At 37.5% G+C, this 16,103-nt stretch carries 13 protein-coding genes; 11 read left to right on the top strand and 2 right to left on the bottom strand.

Annotated features, from left to right (window positions below):
- Nucleotides 1-8: 8 nt before the first annotated feature.
- From Q4489_RS10260 to Q4489_RS10210, 11 genes are all read left to right on the top strand, one after another.
- On the top strand, nt 9-3,584 hold the full coding sequence (locus Q4489_RS10260) for a M1 family aminopeptidase (protein ID WP_303479838.1): 3,576 nt from the start codon (nt 9-11) through the stop codon (nt 3,582-3,584).
- Between the two features lie 193 nt (nt 3,585-3,777).
- On the top strand, nt 3,778-4,965 hold the full coding sequence (locus tag Q4489_RS10255; protein ID WP_303479836.1) for a methyl-accepting chemotaxis protein: 1,188 nt from the start codon (nt 3,778-3,780) through the stop codon (nt 4,963-4,965).
- A 39-nt stretch (nt 4,966-5,004) separates the two neighbouring features.
- Nucleotides 5,005-5,373: a response regulator gene (locus Q4489_RS10250; RefSeq protein WP_286269770.1), complete on the top strand. Its 369-nt coding sequence runs from the start codon at nt 5,005-5,007 to the stop codon at nt 5,371-5,373.
- Between the two features lie 41 nt (nt 5,374-5,414).
- Nucleotides 5,415-5,744 (top strand): lipid asymmetry maintenance protein MlaB, encoded by a 330-nt coding sequence (locus Q4489_RS10245; protein ID WP_303479832.1) that lies wholly within the window; start codon nt 5,415-5,417, stop codon nt 5,742-5,744.
- Entirely contained in the window at nt 5,744-7,930 is a 2,187-nt protein-coding gene (locus Q4489_RS10240) for a chemotaxis protein CheA (protein ID WP_303479829.1), read from the top strand. Before Q4489_RS10245 ends, Q4489_RS10240 begins: the two co-directional genes overlap by 1 nt.
- Nucleotides 7,931-7,938: 8 nt before the next feature.
- Complete coding sequence (locus Q4489_RS10235; RefSeq protein WP_286269764.1) at nt 7,939-8,442, top strand: chemotaxis protein CheW; 504 nt, start codon at nt 7,939-7,941, stop codon at nt 8,440-8,442.
- A gap of 38 nt (nt 8,443-8,480) precedes the next feature.
- Entirely contained in the window at nt 8,481-10,169 is a 1,689-nt protein-coding gene (locus Q4489_RS10230) for a methyl-accepting chemotaxis protein (RefSeq protein WP_303479825.1), read from the top strand.
- Between the two features lie 12 nt (nt 10,170-10,181).
- Entirely contained in the window at nt 10,182-10,997 is an 816-nt protein-coding gene (locus tag Q4489_RS10225) for a protein-glutamate O-methyltransferase CheR (protein ID WP_303479822.1), read from the top strand.
- Nucleotides 10,998-11,022: 25 nt separating this feature from the next.
- The gene (locus Q4489_RS10220; RefSeq protein WP_303479818.1) at nt 11,023-11,499 is read left to right on the top strand and encodes a chemotaxis protein CheD; all 477 of its coding nucleotides are present in this window, start codon (nt 11,023-11,025) and stop codon (nt 11,497-11,499) included.
- Nucleotides 11,500-11,520: 21 nt separating this feature from the next.
- The gene (locus Q4489_RS10215; protein WP_303479817.1) at nt 11,521-12,597 is read left to right on the top strand and encodes a chemotaxis response regulator protein-glutamate methylesterase; all 1,077 of its coding nucleotides are present in this window, start codon (nt 11,521-11,523) and stop codon (nt 12,595-12,597) included.
- 30 nt (nt 12,598-12,627) lie between these two features.
- The gene (locus Q4489_RS10210; protein WP_303479815.1) at nt 12,628-13,842 is read left to right on the top strand and encodes an EAL domain-containing protein; all 1,215 of its coding nucleotides are present in this window, start codon (nt 12,628-12,630) and stop codon (nt 13,840-13,842) included.
- A 61-nt stretch (nt 13,843-13,903) separates the two neighbouring features.
- Here the strand turns inward: Q4489_RS10210 and Q4489_RS10205 are convergent, their stop codons facing one another.
- Both Q4489_RS10205 and Q4489_RS10200 read right to left on the bottom strand, forming a co-directional pair.
- A complete protein-coding gene (locus tag Q4489_RS10205) occupies nt 13,904-14,356 on the bottom strand; it encodes a hypothetical protein (RefSeq protein WP_303479812.1) in 453 nt (150 codons plus the stop codon).
- A 543-nt stretch (nt 14,357-14,899) separates the two neighbouring features.
- Nucleotides 14,900-15,829: a glutaminase gene (locus Q4489_RS10200; RefSeq protein WP_303479811.1), complete on the bottom strand. Its 930-nt coding sequence runs from the start codon at nt 15,827-15,829 to the stop codon at nt 14,900-14,902.
- Between the last annotated feature and the right edge of the window lie 274 nt (nt 15,830-16,103).

Genomic DNA, 16,103 nt, shown 5'->3' with positions numbered 1-16,103 from the left:
GGTAAGTTATGTTTGCAAAAATGTTTTTATTTGAGTGGCGGTATTATACCCGTCAGCCATCTTTTATTGTCACGAGTGCGATTTTTTTCTTTTTGACATTCTTCGCAACAGTCAGTGATAACGTGCAAATCGGTGGTGGCGGTAATGTATTATACAATGGCCCTTTTTCTATCGCACAAACCTTAGTTATCATGGGGATTTTCTCCATGTTTTTGGTGGTTAACTATGTTGCGAGTACCGCAACAAGAAATGATACCAGCAAAATGGCTGAAATATTATACAGTAAGCCAATCAATCCAATTAGCTATCAATTAGGACGTTTCTTCGGTGCTTTTGCGATGGTAGCAACTGTGTTTGCATTTGTGCCTTTGGGTATTTTAATCGGTACGGAAATTGGTGGGTTAATGGGTTGGGTCGACTCTGAGCGACTAGGACCAACAAATTTTAGTTATTACTTTACCGCTTATTTTTATCTCGCATTACCAACATTATTAGTTCTATCTTGCTTATTTTATGCGGTCGCGATTCGGTTCCGTAGCATGATGGCGGTATACCTTATTGCCGTTGGTTTGTTTATCGCCTATTCCGTTGCAGGCCAATTATTCTCTGATCCAGAGTATCGTACCATTGTTGCGTTAGCTGATCCTTTTGGTGTGAATACTTTCGGTGAAGTTACACGTTATTGGACGATGTATGATAAAAACAATACAGCTGTTGAATTTACAGGTGTGCTACTTGAAAACCGTGTTATCTGGTTGATTGCTAGTATTGTTATTATGGCATTATTCGGTGGTTTTACTCGCAAAATATCGTTAACACAGCCTAAAGCTAATAAAAAAGAAAAACAAAAAGTTGAAGAAAGTTCTGACTCAGCGCTAGCCAACCGTGTTGACTATAAAAGTCAAGGTATCACAACAAGTGCGCATTTATGGCTGCGGATTAAATTTGAAGTCAAGCAAGTGATATTTAGCGCTCCGTTCTTAGTACTTGGCGCGTTTACAGTGTTCGCGCTTATTGCTCCTCTCATTGATCCTGGTGCCATGTTCGGTACTCCAAATTGGCCTGTTACTCAGTCAATGGTGCAGCTTATTTCTGGTTCAACAGCGTTACTAATGTTGATTGTTTTAACCTATTACAGCGCAGAAATTGTGTGGCGTGAACGTAATTCAGGCATGGGCGATATTGTTGACTCTATGCCAGTGAATAATGTCACCTTTTGGTTATCAAAAATTATTGCGATTAGCTTAGTGCTGGCGTTGTTATATGTTTTTGGTATGTCTGTCACTGTGCTCAATCAAATTATCAGAGGGTATGATAATTTTGAATTCTCACAATATTTTATTCGCTTAGGTTATGTAAATTTAGTACCGTTAATTATGACGGCTGTACTTGCCTTTTTCTTACAAGTGTTAAGCCCGAATAAGTATATTGGTATGCTGCTGTTTGTGCTTTATATCATTTCAACGTTAGTGATAAGTAGCTTCGGCTTTAGCCATAATATGTTCCAGTTTTCTGGTGCTCCTATTGTTTTTTATTCTGATATTAATACTTATGGCCACTTTTTAACGGCACACTCTTGGTATATGTTGTATTGGTTAGGCGCATCAATAATATTGGCAGCCCTTACTTATGCGTTATGGCATAGAGGCCCAGCTCAACCTTTAAAAGCAAGGTTTAGTAAAGTTGGTTACTACTTAGGCAATAAGGGTAAAGCTGCTATCGCACTTGGCCTAGCGATATTTATTGCTACAGGTAGTTATATTCACTACAACACCCGTGTGTTGAATGAATATGTCATTCAAGATGATCGCCAAGATCTACAAGCAGAATATGAAAAAAAATATGTTGCGCATAAAGATGATGACATACCTACTATTACTAAAACACACGCTAAAGTTGATATTTTCCCATCAGAACGCCGCGTTGAAGCTGTTGCTGATATCACAGTCAAGAATACCAGCGACACAGCGATTGAGCGTTTCTTAGTGTCTAAACCACGTTTTAGTGAAAAATGGGACGTAGTGCTAGCGGGCGGAAAGCTCACTGAATTTGATGACAAGTTCAATTCAGCATGGTTCGTTTTTGACCAGCCACTAGCGCCGGGAGAAACAGCAACTGGGCAATTAATTGCGCATCGTTTACATCAAGGCTTTACTGATGGTGATAATGATTTTGCTCTGGTTGAAAACGGAACATTCATTAATAACTTTGATTTGTTTCCAGTGTTTGGCTACCGCTCAGATTGGCAGATAGTTGACAGACACGAACGTAGACAGCGTGAGTTAGAACCTATTGAACGTGCTCATAAACTAGAAGACAGCCGTTACTACAATGAAAGCTTTTTTGGTAAAGGTGTTGGCTTTATTGATTTTGAAGCAACAATTTCAACCAGTGAAGATCAATTTGCTATTGCACCAGGTTATGTGCAAAGTGAGACTGTTGAAAATGGTCGCCGTACTTACCATTATAAAATGAATGCACCAATGGTGAACTTTTATTCAATAATGTCAGCTAAGTTGGAAGCAAAGAAAGAGCAATATAAAGGCATAAATATTGAAGTTTATTATCATAAAGATCACCATATGAATGTTGATCGTATGATTGAATCAGTACGTGACTCTATTGACTACTTTACTGAGAACTTTGGCCCGTATCAGCACAAACAAATGCGTATTATTGAATTTCCTGGTTATAGAAGCTTCGCCCAAAGTTTTGCCAATACAGTGCCTTATTCAGAGCAAATTGGTTTTATAACTGACTTACGCGATCCTGATGATATTGACCCTGTGTATTATGTTACTGCGCATGAAGTTGCACACCAATGGTGGGGGCATCAAGTAGGTGCAGCGAACGTACAAGGTAGTGCAATTATTTCTGAATCATTATCACAATACTCAGCATTGATGGTGATGGAGAAGAAATATGGCCCGGAAAAAATTCGCAAGTTTTTAAAGTACGAGCTTGATCGTTATTTAAGAGGCCGAAGTGTTGAAATCCTTGAAGAGATGCCATTATTCCGTAGTGAAAACCAGCAGTATATTCATTACCGTAAAGGCTCTGTTGTGATGATGGCGCTTAAAGATAGGTTAGGTGAGCAGCAATTAAATAAAGCATTAGCTGATTTTCTTGCTGAGTTTAAATACCAAAGCACGCCTTACCCAACCACTTTAGATTTGATGTCATATATTAATCAAAATGCTAATGAACAAGAAAAAGCGTTTGTTAACAGTTTGTTTGAGCATATTACGCTATATGATCTTAAAACAACTAATGTTGATGTTACTGAACGTGAAGATGGTAAATTTACGGTTAACGTGACAATTGATGCTGCAATGCTAACAGCTGATGGTCAAGGTGTAGAGACTGAAAAAGACTTTACAGACATGATTGATATCGGATTGTTTAGCGCTGATCCTGAAGATCTTTCTGCAGAGAACCTTGTGCAATATTTAGAAAAACATGAAATTAAATCAGGTGAAAACAAGATTGAAATCATTGTTGATGAAAAACCTAAATATGTTGGGGTAGACCCATTTGTACGGTTAATTGATCGCGATAGTGCTGATAACATTTATCGGCTATAAGCGATAACATAATGCAAAAAAACCACCATATTTTTGGTGGTTTTTTGATTTCAACTGATCTGTCACTAATGTATTTTTATGACACTTTAGGTGAGTTGTAAGAAATTATTTAAAAATCTCATTGAATCACATTTCACTTTTGAAATTATTGTCTATGCTTAAATCACAAGAGATTGATTTTGAGCGAAATTAAATGCAGAAAGAAACACAATTTATTTTGGCATGTTTAACTGTCATCGTGATAAGTGTTTTAACGCTTTGGTTAGCAAGTCCTTTAACAACTGTTATTTCGATAATAATCGTAGTGATTGTTTCCCTTGCAGCTTTTCTTTTATACACCTTTCATATCAAATTAGTTAACACGTTAACTGATGAAGTAGCGTTATTAACTCAACAATCACAAGTAACAGACGAGCATAATGATGGTTCTACACAGTATCTTTCATTAGTGAGTGATATTGTTCCTGTGTGGGCTAAACAGTTGGAGCTTGCGCGTTTTCAGGGAAATGACGCTGTCAATGAACTTTCGCACACGTTCTCACAAATCAGAGAAAAACTCGAAGGCGCAATTAATGCTTCACAAGCTACATCTGGTGATATGCACAGCGAAACGGGCTTAACGCATATTATTGAAAAAGCAGATAAAGAGCTGAATCAAATCCTTTCTTCTCTCAATGAAGCTATGCAAGGTCGAGATGAACTCCTTTCTGAAATAAATAACTTAACCACTATTGCTGAAGAATTATCACAAATGGGAGATGAAGTTGCTGGTATTGCTTCTCAAACGAATCTTTTAGCATTAAATGCTGCAATTGAAGCGGCTCGTGCCGGTGAAGCTGGCAGAGGTTTTGCTGTTGTTGCCGATGAAGTAAGAACGTTATCAACGCGTTCGGGTGAGACCGGAGCTAGAATCACAGAACGTATCGGTCAAGTAAACAGTACCTTATTTAATACGCTTGAAAAAACACAACAATTTACCGAACAAGATGCAAAAGTCATTGAAAAAGCAGAACATGTTATTGAATCTGTAATTAATGAGTATCGAGAATCTGGCGAGCAAATAATTGCTTCGGCAGGACAACTTGAAGAGGAAAGCCGCACGGTTAAAACTTCAGTGGAAGAGGTTATCGTTTTCTTGCAGTTTCAAGATAGAGTAAGCCAAATGCTCGATCAAATTCATTTAAACATGAATGCATTGTCTCCGAAATTATCTCAATGTTTAACGGATATCGAAGCGGGAAATACGCTCGAAGATATTAATAATACTCGGTGGATCAACGATTTTAAAAATACGTTTACTACGGTTGAGCAAGTAAAAATTCATGAAAATGAGCATGCAGAAAATAAAACGGCAGATACATCAGAAATTACATTTTTCTAATTAAACACATTAAGAACAAGGTGGTAAAGGAAACGTAGTATGAGCAAAACAATATTAATCGTTGATGATTCAGCCAGTGTCAGACAAGTGGTCGCAATGACGTTAAAAGGAGCAGGTTATGAGGTTATTGAAGCCGTAGATGGTAAAGACGGACTTAGTAAGTTGGATGGGAAAAAAGTACATTTGATTATTTCAGACGTTAATATGCCAAACATGGATGGCATTACTATGGTGAAAGAAATTAAACAAATGGCGAGTTATAAATTTACCCCTATTATAATGTTAACAACAGAAGGCGCGGAAGAGAAAAAGAAACAAGGACAAGCAGCTGGTGCAAAAGCATGGATTGTAAAACCCTTTCAACCTGCACAAATGCTGCAAGCTGTATCAATGCTTGTATTGCCATAATGCCGGTTACTTAATGCAATATTTATTGCTGAGTGCCTTTGATGACTACTGTAAAGATCACACAAAAGCGTAATGACTCTACCGAAATTATTATCTCGGGGGAACTGACAATTTATTCTGTGATGGACACCTATCAAGAATATTTTAAAGCGTTAAAGTTCAAGTCTCTTGTTATTTTGAAACTTGCAAAAATAGAAGAAATTGATACCGCGGGTATGCAATTGATTCTATCCCTCGTCAAAACCACTATCGAAGAAGGAAAAAGTTTTCAAATTAGCTCTACTAGTAGTGCTATCCAAGATTTTTGTCAGTTGTTTAATTTGTCTATTCTACTCAATGCTGATGTGCAGTCATCTCTAGGAGCTATTTAATGTCTTTCGAGTCAGCACTAGAAACTTTCTACGTAGAAGCACAAGAGCATTTAGAACTAATGGACAACAACTTGCTTCAAATGGATGACGGCGAGATAAATAATGAAATTTTAAATGACATCTTTAGATCTGCACATACGATAAAAGGCTCCGCGGGCATTTTTGCTCTTAGTCATATAGTTGAATTCACCCACGTAGTTGAAAATGTATTAGATAGAGCAAGAGACGGTTTGGTTGTTATTGAAAAACCATTAATAGATATACTGTTTAGATGTCGCGATCATATGGAAAAAATAGTTTCCTTAACCGTTGAAGAATTTAATGCTGATCAATTAACACAATCAAATGGCGCTATTTTACTTGCAGAGTTAATGCCGTGGTCTGATGAACAAACCAAAGATAATGCGATAAATGATAATGATGAAGCGGTGCAATCACATACAGATATTGAGTGTGATTTAGGGATAGGGCATTGGCATATATCATTACGACTTTCAGATGATTGTTTAAAAAACGGTATGGATCCTGTCTCATTTATTCGTTTTTTAGCGACACTTGGCACGATAAAGCACATTGAATGTATTCATAATAAACTTCCAACTTTATCAATAATTGATCCCGAAGAGCTATACTTTGCCTATGAAATATCGCTTGATTCTGAGGCTGAGCAAGAATCGATAGAAAATACTTTTATGTTTGTGCAAGATGGCTCGCAAATAACGATTTTGCCCCCGACAGCACCTGAGTCTTCACTTTGGACATTAATTGATAGTTTGCCAGAGGAAGAAAGCGAGCTCGTTGATATTTTCTTTCGGTGTGGTTCACTTAAAGCTGGCGCAACACGTTCGGAAAAAACAACAACTAATACGACAGAAAATCACACTATCTTAGCTGTTCAAGAAAAAACTACTCCTCCTGTTGAAGAGGCAACAACAACCAGTACTAAACCTGCAAGCGCGAGTAAGCAAATACGCATTGACTCAGACCGCCTCGATTATTTAATCAATTTAATTGGTGAGCTTGTCATTAATCAGCAACGCATTGATATATTGTCTAACCGAACAGGGAATAGTGAACTGCTTGAAGCCGTTGATGATTTTGAAGACTTCACTGAACAAATACGCGATGCTGCATTAAATTTACGTATGGTACCAATTGGTGGTACGTTTCAACGTTTTAAGAGGATCGTAAGAGATACAGCACAAGAACTTGGCAAAGAGATCAATTTGACAATAGAAGGTGCTGAAACTGAATTAGACCGTTTAATGGTTGAAAAAATAGGTGATCCACTTACTCATATCGTGAGAAATGCTATTGATCATGGCATTGAATCTGTCGATGAACGAATTGCTGCTGGTAAGAGTGCAAAGGGACAATTAACGCTCAAAGCATACCATGAAGGTGGTCACATTGTTATTGCTATAAGTGATGATGGCAAAGGCATTGACAAGAGTCGAGTGCGCGAAAAGGCGATTGAAAAAGGGATAATTACTGAACATGTTGAATTAAGTGATCATGAATTGTTTCATTTAATTTTTCATCCTGGTTTTTCTACAGCCTCTGCAGTCACCAACTTATCTGGTCGAGGGGTGGGCATGGATGTAGTGAAGCGTAATGTAGAGTCATTACAAGGCAGTATTGAGATATTTAGCGACCAAGGACAAGGTTCAGAATTTCGCATCAGTTTACCGTTAACGTTAGCCATTATTGATGGCTTTCACGTTGAAAGTTGTGGTACTCACTTTATTATTCCGCAAGCTACCATTATTGAATGCATAGACTTACATAGTCATTTAGACATACAAGAACGTAACTGTATTAAATTACGTGGAGAAATGATCCCTTTTGTCAAAATGGCAGATGTTTTTAACCTAACAAAGCCTGTAAAAATTACACCATTAAACTTGAATGGTAATGCAACTGAACAAATAAAACCATCGTCTCAAGAACTCGTTATTGTGCAATTTGGGGGAGATCTTGCTGGTATTGCAGTTGATAAATTAAATGGTGAAGTACAAACCGTGATCAAGCCTTTAGGGCCTATTTTTAAACCACTTAAGGGAATAGGTGGTTCAAGTCTGTTAGGTAATGGTGATATCGCTTTTATACTCGATATTCCACAATTAATTGAATTGGCGATTGGTCGAGATGGTTTATCTCACAATACGTTATTAACAAAGGAGTAAGTGGAGCGATGGCAAACACTGAACGGCAACAGAGTACTTCAACCCATCATAACCAATACCTTACTTTTACGATAGGTAAAGAACATTTTGGTATGGAACTGCATCAAACGAGAGAAATTATCGAGTATGCGGGCATCACAGAGGTGCCCTTGATGCCTCAGTTTTTATCTGGTGTGATTAATTTACGCGGCGAAGTTGTGCCAGTAATTGATCTATCAGTGCGCTTAGGGCGTGAGCCAATAAAAATTCACAAGCGGACATGTGTCATTGTTATTGAATTACATGGTTATGAGCAATATTGCGTACTTGGTTTATTAGCTGATGCTGTGAACGAAGTAGTAGAACTACCCGTTACGGATGTTGAAGAGGCACCAGCTTTTGGTGCCAAAATCCGGGCTGAATTTATTCAAGGTATCGCAAAAGTTAATGATGAATTTATTATTTTGCTTGATGCTGAAAAAACGCTATCTCCTATAGAATTAGCGAGTTTAGTTGAAGCGGAATTACAATAAATAATATACGTATCAATTAGGTACAAGAGGAAACTCACATGCTGAAAAATTTATCACTGAAAGTTAAGGTCTTGTTTTTAGGCGTACTAGTGACACTTGCTTTATTATTGCTTGGTTTAGTGTCACTAAATAAGCTGTCTGATTTTCATCAGTCCATTGAGCAAGACTTTACTAGAGTTAAGCAAAATGTTGAGCTTTATAATGAAATTACACATGCCCATGTACTGTTTAAAATTCAGGTACAAGAATGGAAAAATGTGCTAATTCGCGGAAACGATGCAGAACAATACCAGAAATACACGACACGGTTTCAACAAAACTCTGATCAAGTGCAAGTTTACTTAGCTAAAGCGATAGATGCAGCTAAAACATTGAACCTAGATACCACGAAGCTTGAAGATGTTAAAAGTGAACATAGTGATTTGAAAAAAGCTTATGTTTCCGCGTTAGCAAACTTCGATCCAAACGATGAATTAACGGGTAAGAAAGTAGATAAAAACGTGAGCGGCGTAGATCGCCAAGCAAGCCAAGGTATGACAGAACTTGCTGAAAAAACTGAAGAAAACTTCAACAATATAGTGCTTGAAACTGAAAATAGAATGACAGAAAAATACAAAACAGCACAAACATCACTAACGCTTTTTGTACTTATAGGCTCTGTAGTGGTCTTAACGGTAATGGCCTTTATTTTCTGGGACTTATTTAAAACGCTTGGCGGTGAACCAAGATATGCCGCTGACATTTGTAATAAAGTTGCTCAGGGTGATTTGAGTGTTGATATTCAATTACAAGCCAATGATAAAGGTTCGTTATTGATGAGTATTAACAATATGAAAAAACAACTATCGAATGTTATTACTGAAGTTAGAGCTTCATCTGAAGCATTAAGCGCAGCATCATCACAAGTGAACTCTACAGCTCAAACAATTGCGAAAGGTGCTTCGGTACAAGCAGCAAGTGTAGAAGAAACTTCCGCATCAATGGAGCAGATGTCTGCGTCGATTTCTCAAAACAATGAAAATGCTGGAATAACTGATGGTATGGCGCAACAAGCTTCAACAGAAGCTACATCAGGTGGTGCAGCAGTATCAGAAACAGTTAATGCCATGCAAAAAATTGCTGAGCGAATCAGCGTGATAGATGATATTGCTTATCAAACAAACTTGTTGGCATTAAATGCGGCTATAGAAGCTGGGCGGGCAGGAGATCACGGTAAAGGATTTGCGGTGGTTGCATCTGAAGTGCGGAAACTTGCGGAACGAAGCCAAGTAGCAGCACAAGAGATTGGTGAGTTGGCGAAAGACAGCGTACAACGAGCAGATAAGGCGGGTAAGTCATTACAAGAGATGGTGCCTTCTATTAATAAAACGGCAGACTTAGTTCAAGAAATAGCCGCCGCCTCTGCAGAGCAAGCAACAGGCGTGCATCAAATTAATGAAGCGATTTCTCAAGTTAATCAAACCATGCAACATAATGCTGCTGCTTCAGAGCAATTAAGTGCAACGTCAGAAGAAATGAATATTCAAGCGGTGAGCCTACAAGACTCGGTAAACTATTTTAAGCTTTCTGTTAGTGATCAACAACAAGCTGCGGCTTTTGCATCTCGAGCTTCGCAAGATCGTAAAATAGCTAAAGCGAATGCTAACACTTCGGCTAATGTGTCAATGCATGCTCAAAAGGCTGCCTCGAAAGACAGTGACGACGCAAAGTTTGTTGATTATGAGTAGTCATTGGTAGCGATGGGCACAACGACAAGAGAAAACATACCAACAAAAGAAGAGTTTTCTCTTTTTCAAACGTTAGCACATAACCGGCTTGGAATTAATTTACCCGCGCATAAGCGGGTGATGCTAGGCCATAGGTTATTTAAACGACTAATTGCTTTGCAGTTAAATAATTTTAGAGACTACTTTAATTACATTAATCATTTAGAGCATACAAAAGAGTTAGAGAAAGCATTAGAACTGATCACAACGAATGAAACATTTTTTTTTCGTGAAGAGAAACATTTTGAATTTTTACAACAAAAAATTTTACCAAACATATCGGTAAATAAAACGTTTAAAATTTGGAGTGCGGCAGCCTCAACAGGTGAAGAACCGTACAGTATTGCAATGTTAATGCAATATCATTGTGGGTCGTCTTGGCAATTAATGGCTTCAGATGTAAATAACAGTGTATTAACGCATGCTAGAAAAGGTATATATAACGATGAAAGAGCGCGATTTTTACCCGCACATTACCGAAAAGAGTTTTGTATGAAAGGTATTGATGAGTTTCAAGGGTTTATGCGTGTAAAACCAAACATTCGAAATAAAGTTCAGTATTTTACCTTTAATTTACTTGATGATATGTCGCCAATAGGGATGGTAGATTTAATTTTTATTCGCAATGTGATGATTTATTTTACTGATGAAACAAGACAAAAAATTATTGATAACATCCAAACAATATTAAACCCTAAAGGTTGGCTTTTCATTAGTCACTCAGAAACATTACATGGGTTGTCACATGATTTTAATATTGTTCAACCAGCAATTTACCAGCGGAATTAACGTTATAGGTTGAAGGTAGGTATAAGTGCAAAATGAAATAAATATTCAAGCGGGGGAAACCTATTTTGGTAGCAGTCCCTGTAAGATTAAAACGCTATTAGGCTCTTGTGTAGCCGTTACGGTATGGCATCAACGTTTAAAAATTGGTGGTATGTGCCACTATTTAATTGCTCATCCTGAAGGTTTAACGGAATATCAACCGCATATTGCAAGTTATAAGTATGGTGAAGATGCCTTGGAGTTTTTAAGTCAAAAAATGCGTGCACATGCAAATATGAATGAATATAAATTAGCTTTATATGGTGGGGCAAATATGTATACGCGTAAAGCTTCCCCTTCAATAGGCGATAAAAATGTATCGCTTGCTAAACGGTGGATAAAGCAAAATAAGCTGACTGTAGAGGAAGAAGATGTTTTGGAAAATATCTGTCGAACAATTACCTTAGATCTAGATACTGGTGAAGTATATTTAAGACGTTATCAACAAGAAAGTAACGCGTAAGCAACCTTTGGAGATGGTGCTATGAGTATACAAGTAATGATTGTTGATGATTCAGCAGTGGTTCGTCAGGTTATTTCATCAGTGTTAAATCAGGTAAGTGACATTAATGTTTATGCCGTTGCTAACGATCCAATTTTTGCGTATGACAAAATGCAAAAGCAATGGCCAGATGTTGTCATTCTTGATATTGAAATGCCGCGAATGGATGGGATCACTTTTTTAAAAAAAATAATGGCAGAAAAGCCAACCCCCGTAATTATTTGTTCATCATTAGCTGAACATGGAGCTGAATTATCACTTTCAGCATTGGCAGCAGGCGCTTTTGAAATTATCACTAAGCCAACAATAGGGGTGAAAAACTTTTTAGAAAGCTCAGGTAAAGAAATTATAACGGTAGTAAGAGCAGCTTCAGTAGCTAAAATTCGTCGAGTAAAACGACAAGTATCGGCGTTAACTGAAGATAAAGTAAAAAAACAAGATGATTTTAGTCACGAATCTATGAATATGCCTTTGGATACAGACTTAGCAAGTCTGGCGAAAACAACTGACCGTGTGGTTGGTATTGGTTCCTCAACAGGAGGGACAATTGCTTTGGAGAAAGTATTAACACAATTACCTAGAACTTGCCCAGGCATTGTTATAGTGCAGCATATGCCTGAAAAGTTTACTGCTGCATTTGCTGAACGGTTAAATTCGATTTGTGCAGTTGAAATAAAAGAAGCTTCTTCTGGTGACAGGATAATTCCAGGCCACGTATTAATAGCGCCAGGAGGTAAGCATATTCAGGTGAAAAGATCCGGTGGTCAATATATTACTATTGTTTCAGAAGGGCCTGCGGTTAACCGACACTGCCCGTCTGTTGATGTGTTATTTAATTCGCTAGCGGCTCATGTTAAACAAAATGCTACAGGGATCATTCTCACTGGTATGGGGAATGATGGGGCTAAAGGGCTATTAGCCATGAAAGTGTCGGGCAGTAAAACTGTTGCCCAGAATGAAAAGTCTTCTGTGGTGTTTGGCATGCCTAAGGAAGCAATCAAATTAAATGCTGCAAAAGAGATAGTTGATTTAGATGACATGGTTAAATTTATAAATTAGTCTGAAAAACAAGGCTTATAAGGTAAGTAGATGAATAAAACAAAAGTACTTGTAGTAGACGATAGTAAAGTACAACGCAACCATGTTATTGAGTTGTGTCGTCAGCAAGGTGTGATCAATATCGAAAGTGCGGAGAATGGTCAAGTCGCACTAGATATGTTGACAGCCAATCAATTTGATCTTGTATTTATCGATTTAGAAATGCCAGTGATGGATGGAGTTGAGTTAGTTAGTCAAATAGCTGAACGTAAATTAGTTGGCGCGGTGATTATTTTAAGTTCAAAAGATCCTTCGTTAATACTAAGTATTGGTACTATGGCTGAAAGCGACGGTTTATCAGTTGTAGGTACTTTTCAAAAACCAATGAAAGAAGAAGATCTAACCATTAGCTTAAACAGAATGACCAATGACTTTGTTAAAGTAAGTAAGAAAATAGTCAATGAAGAATTAACTAAAGAAGACTTGCTTCAAGCTATGGATAATCGTGAAATCACACTTTATTACCAACCAAAATTAACGGTTAAAGGGTTATTATTAAAAGGTGTTGAAGCTTTATCTCGGTGGCATCATCCAGAGCGTGGAATGATTTCACCGGTTCAATTTATAGATGCAGCAGAACGTTTTGGTGTGATTTCTCAATTAACTGAATATTTATTTGATATTGCATTACACGAAAAAAAGCAGTGGCAAGAACGTGGATTAAATTTTCATTTATCTTTTAATTTATCACCTTTATCGTTAGCGGACACACAGTTAGCAGAACAGATCTTTAAACAGGTAGAACGTTTCAATATTGCTCCTAAAGATATTGTGTTAGAAATTACGGAAAACGCACTTTCAGGTGAAGTATCAAAAGCTATTCAAACGCTTGCAACACTGAGGCTTAAAGGGTTTAATTTGGCAATTGATGATTATGGTACAGGGTTCGCAAATGCTCAGCAACTGTCAAGAGTTCCCTCGACAGAGTTGAAGCTAGATAGAATTCTTGTTGATAATGTATCTACCAATCCACACCAACAAGCCATTTTGAAAAGTACGGTTGCATTAAGTAAAGATTTACAATTAACAACGGTCGCCGAAGGTGTAGAGTACTTAGATGATTATAAGTTTATTTATCAGTTAGATGTCGATTTAGTGCAAGGTTATTATTTTGCGAAACCTATGGCGCCTAGCGATTTGATTGATTGGATTAAATATGAATTAGGTGAACATCGTAAAGCCATTCAACGTGAATTATCGTCTTAAGGTAACGATAAATTTATCGCAGCGTTAATTCCAGTAGCTGGCTGATGGATAAGATTGGTATTTATCCTTCCACAGTCCTAATAATGAAATATTCAGGCCAAATTTCTTTGACTTCATTTTGCCATTGCACATCAACACTGCCGTTGGGTAATAATTTCAACCAGTATTTTGCCCATTTTCGTACTATTTTACCTGACTTACTTAGTTTTAATGGGGCAAAACGGCACTGATATTGTTCATCGTTATATTCACATACCTGAGCACTTTTGGCTGTTTTAAATTTAATCATTAACACCTCACTGATCACTTCAACATTTGAATAAGGTAATAAGCTTTGTTCTTTTAATGTTTTTAGCATTCGTGCTTTTTCAACACAAACTTTATTGTAGGCGTCAATGTGTGGTGTATCGATATAGCCTGTTAACCCCCAAATAGCTTGACGCTCTCTGTCTGCTGTTTCTTTTAGCGGAACAAGCACTTGATTAATACGTTCAAGGTCGTTGAGGGTGTACATGGTAAATCTCAATATAGGTTTAGTGTTAAGTTGAGCGAGGGTGGGAAATGTAGCTTTTGAATATTACTATTGAGCAAGCCAAATAAGAAAAGCTTTAAAATCAATAGAGTTTGCAAAGCTAATGACGCTTGAACCACTTTTATGGTTCACCACCGCTCGGTTTTTATTAACAGAAATTGAATGCACAGGTTGCATTATCCGGATCTGTTGTCCGTTATAATTATAAGACATATAAAATCTCGAAAATAGAAGGCAATATTGCCAATATATAAAAATATTGCTGCATCGAAACAATAGCGTGAAATCAATCGAAAAATTCGATAAGCAATTACTTAGTTTTCTAAAGATGGCTAACTGGAGCTAGGAAAGACATTACAATAGGAATAATCAGATTATTTGTGAGAGGGAATATCAATCTGTTGGCGGAGTATAAAGCATGAATAAATAATATACAACCAACACCCCACATATATTTAGAGAAACAAACCAACTAAGGAGTGATCGCACGGTAAATAACGTTTGAGTTTGTTTCTCATTAAAATGCTAATAAATAGAGAGTCCCAGCTCTTCAGCAAGCCCAGCGATAAAATTCATCCCGACAACTGAATTGCCAAAACTATTTAATGGCGGACTCCATGCGCAAATTACACCGAAATTCGGTACAATCGCGACAATTCCACCGCCTACGCCACTTTTAGCCGGTAAACCTACAGAGAAGGCAAATTCCCCTGATTGGTCGTACATACCACTTGTTGATAAAATGGCATTAACTCTATGGGCTTCCTTTCGTGTGCACACAGCAGTATTGTTTAAAGGATTAACCCCTTTATTGGCTAGAAATAATAAGCTTTGCGCTAGTTGTTGGCAATTCATGGTGACAGAACATTGGGTAAAGTAATGTTCAAGCACATCAGGCACCTCAGCTTCAATATTATTAAAACTTTTCATTAAGTATGCTAATGCCGCATTGCGATTACCATGAGCAAGCTCTGATTGAAATACATCATGATCAATATGAATATCTTCGTCATTGGCAATAGTGCGTAAAAAGCTGATAAAGGCAAGTTTACTTGCAGAATAATGACTCACTAAAACGTCTGAAATTAAAATAGCACCAGCGTTAATCACGGGGTTACGAGGAATACCTTTTTCCCACTCAAGTTGTATGATCGAATTAAATGGTTGCCCAGAAGGCTCCATGTTTACTCGTTGCCATAGTGCATCGCCTACGCGGTTCATCGCCATGACTAAGCCAAACACTTTTGAAATGCTTTGAATTGAAAAAGCATGTTGATAATCACCTACACCAACAAAGTCCCCATCAATTGTTGCAATAGCTGCCCCCATTAAGTTCGGATCTACCTCTGCTAAAGCAGGGATGTAATCAGCGACATTACCACGAGCGCTCTTGTCACGTTGGGCCAATAAAAGTGCTTGTAATTTTTCGCGTAAATTCGATAAATCTTTATTCATTGATTGAGCTTGCGTTGACCTTTACAGAAGTGGCTATTTTACATAATTAGACATTGATAGATACCCCAGTAAAACAATCACTTTGGTTTAGCGTGGCTAAGCATAATGCAATCTTGATTTATTTTATCTGTATTACTCTGAATTCTTTGTTTTGAATTTTCCCAGGTGCTAGATGTCTAGTGAAACCTGGGAAGTCCAGGCTTTCTAAAACCAATAAGGTTTATAGAAAATCAGCCAATGACCCATGGTTGCTCGCTACATCACTGCCTCAAAC

Source organism: Thalassotalea sp. 1_MG-2023 (genome assembly GCF_030546745.1).
GTDB lineage: Bacteria > Pseudomonadota > Gammaproteobacteria > Enterobacterales > Alteromonadaceae > Thalassotalea_C.
The sequence above is the reverse complement of the archived record's forward strand: the minus strand, read 5'-3'. Positions and strand labels throughout refer to the sequence as shown.

What these genes read in the sequence shown, in the direction of transcription:
- Q4489_RS10260 (WP_303479838.1), top strand. Translation starts at nt 9, where the DNA reads ATGTTTGCAAAAATGTTTTTATTTGAGTGGCGGTATTATACCCGTCAG.
- Q4489_RS10255 (WP_303479836.1), top strand. Translation starts at nt 3,778, where the DNA reads ATGCAGAAAGAAACACAATTTATTTTGGCATGTTTAACTGTCATCGTG.
- Q4489_RS10250 (WP_286269770.1), top strand. Translation starts at nt 5,005, where the DNA reads ATGAGCAAAACAATATTAATCGTTGATGATTCAGCCAGTGTCAGACAA.
- Q4489_RS10245 (WP_303479832.1), top strand. Translation starts at nt 5,415, where the DNA reads ATGACTACTGTAAAGATCACACAAAAGCGTAATGACTCTACCGAAATT.
- Q4489_RS10240 (WP_303479829.1), top strand. Translation starts at nt 5,744, where the DNA reads ATGTCTTTCGAGTCAGCACTAGAAACTTTCTACGTAGAAGCACAAGAG.
- Q4489_RS10235 (WP_286269764.1), top strand. Translation starts at nt 7,939, where the DNA reads ATGGCAAACACTGAACGGCAACAGAGTACTTCAACCCATCATAACCAA.
- Q4489_RS10230 (WP_303479825.1), top strand. Translation starts at nt 8,481, where the DNA reads ATGCTGAAAAATTTATCACTGAAAGTTAAGGTCTTGTTTTTAGGCGTA.
- Q4489_RS10225 (WP_303479822.1), top strand. Translation starts at nt 10,182, where the DNA reads ATGGGCACAACGACAAGAGAAAACATACCAACAAAAGAAGAGTTTTCT.
- Q4489_RS10215 (WP_303479817.1), top strand. Translation starts at nt 11,521, where the DNA reads ATGAGTATACAAGTAATGATTGTTGATGATTCAGCAGTGGTTCGTCAG.
- Q4489_RS10210 (WP_303479815.1), top strand. Translation starts at nt 12,628, where the DNA reads ATGAATAAAACAAAAGTACTTGTAGTAGACGATAGTAAAGTACAACGC.
- Q4489_RS10205 (WP_303479812.1), bottom strand. Translation starts at nt 14,356, where the DNA reads ATGTACACCCTCAACGACCTTGAACGTATTAATCAAGTGCTTGTTCCG.
- Q4489_RS10200 (WP_303479811.1), bottom strand. Translation starts at nt 15,829, where the DNA reads ATGAATAAAGATTTATCGAATTTACGCGAAAAATTACAAGCACTTTTA.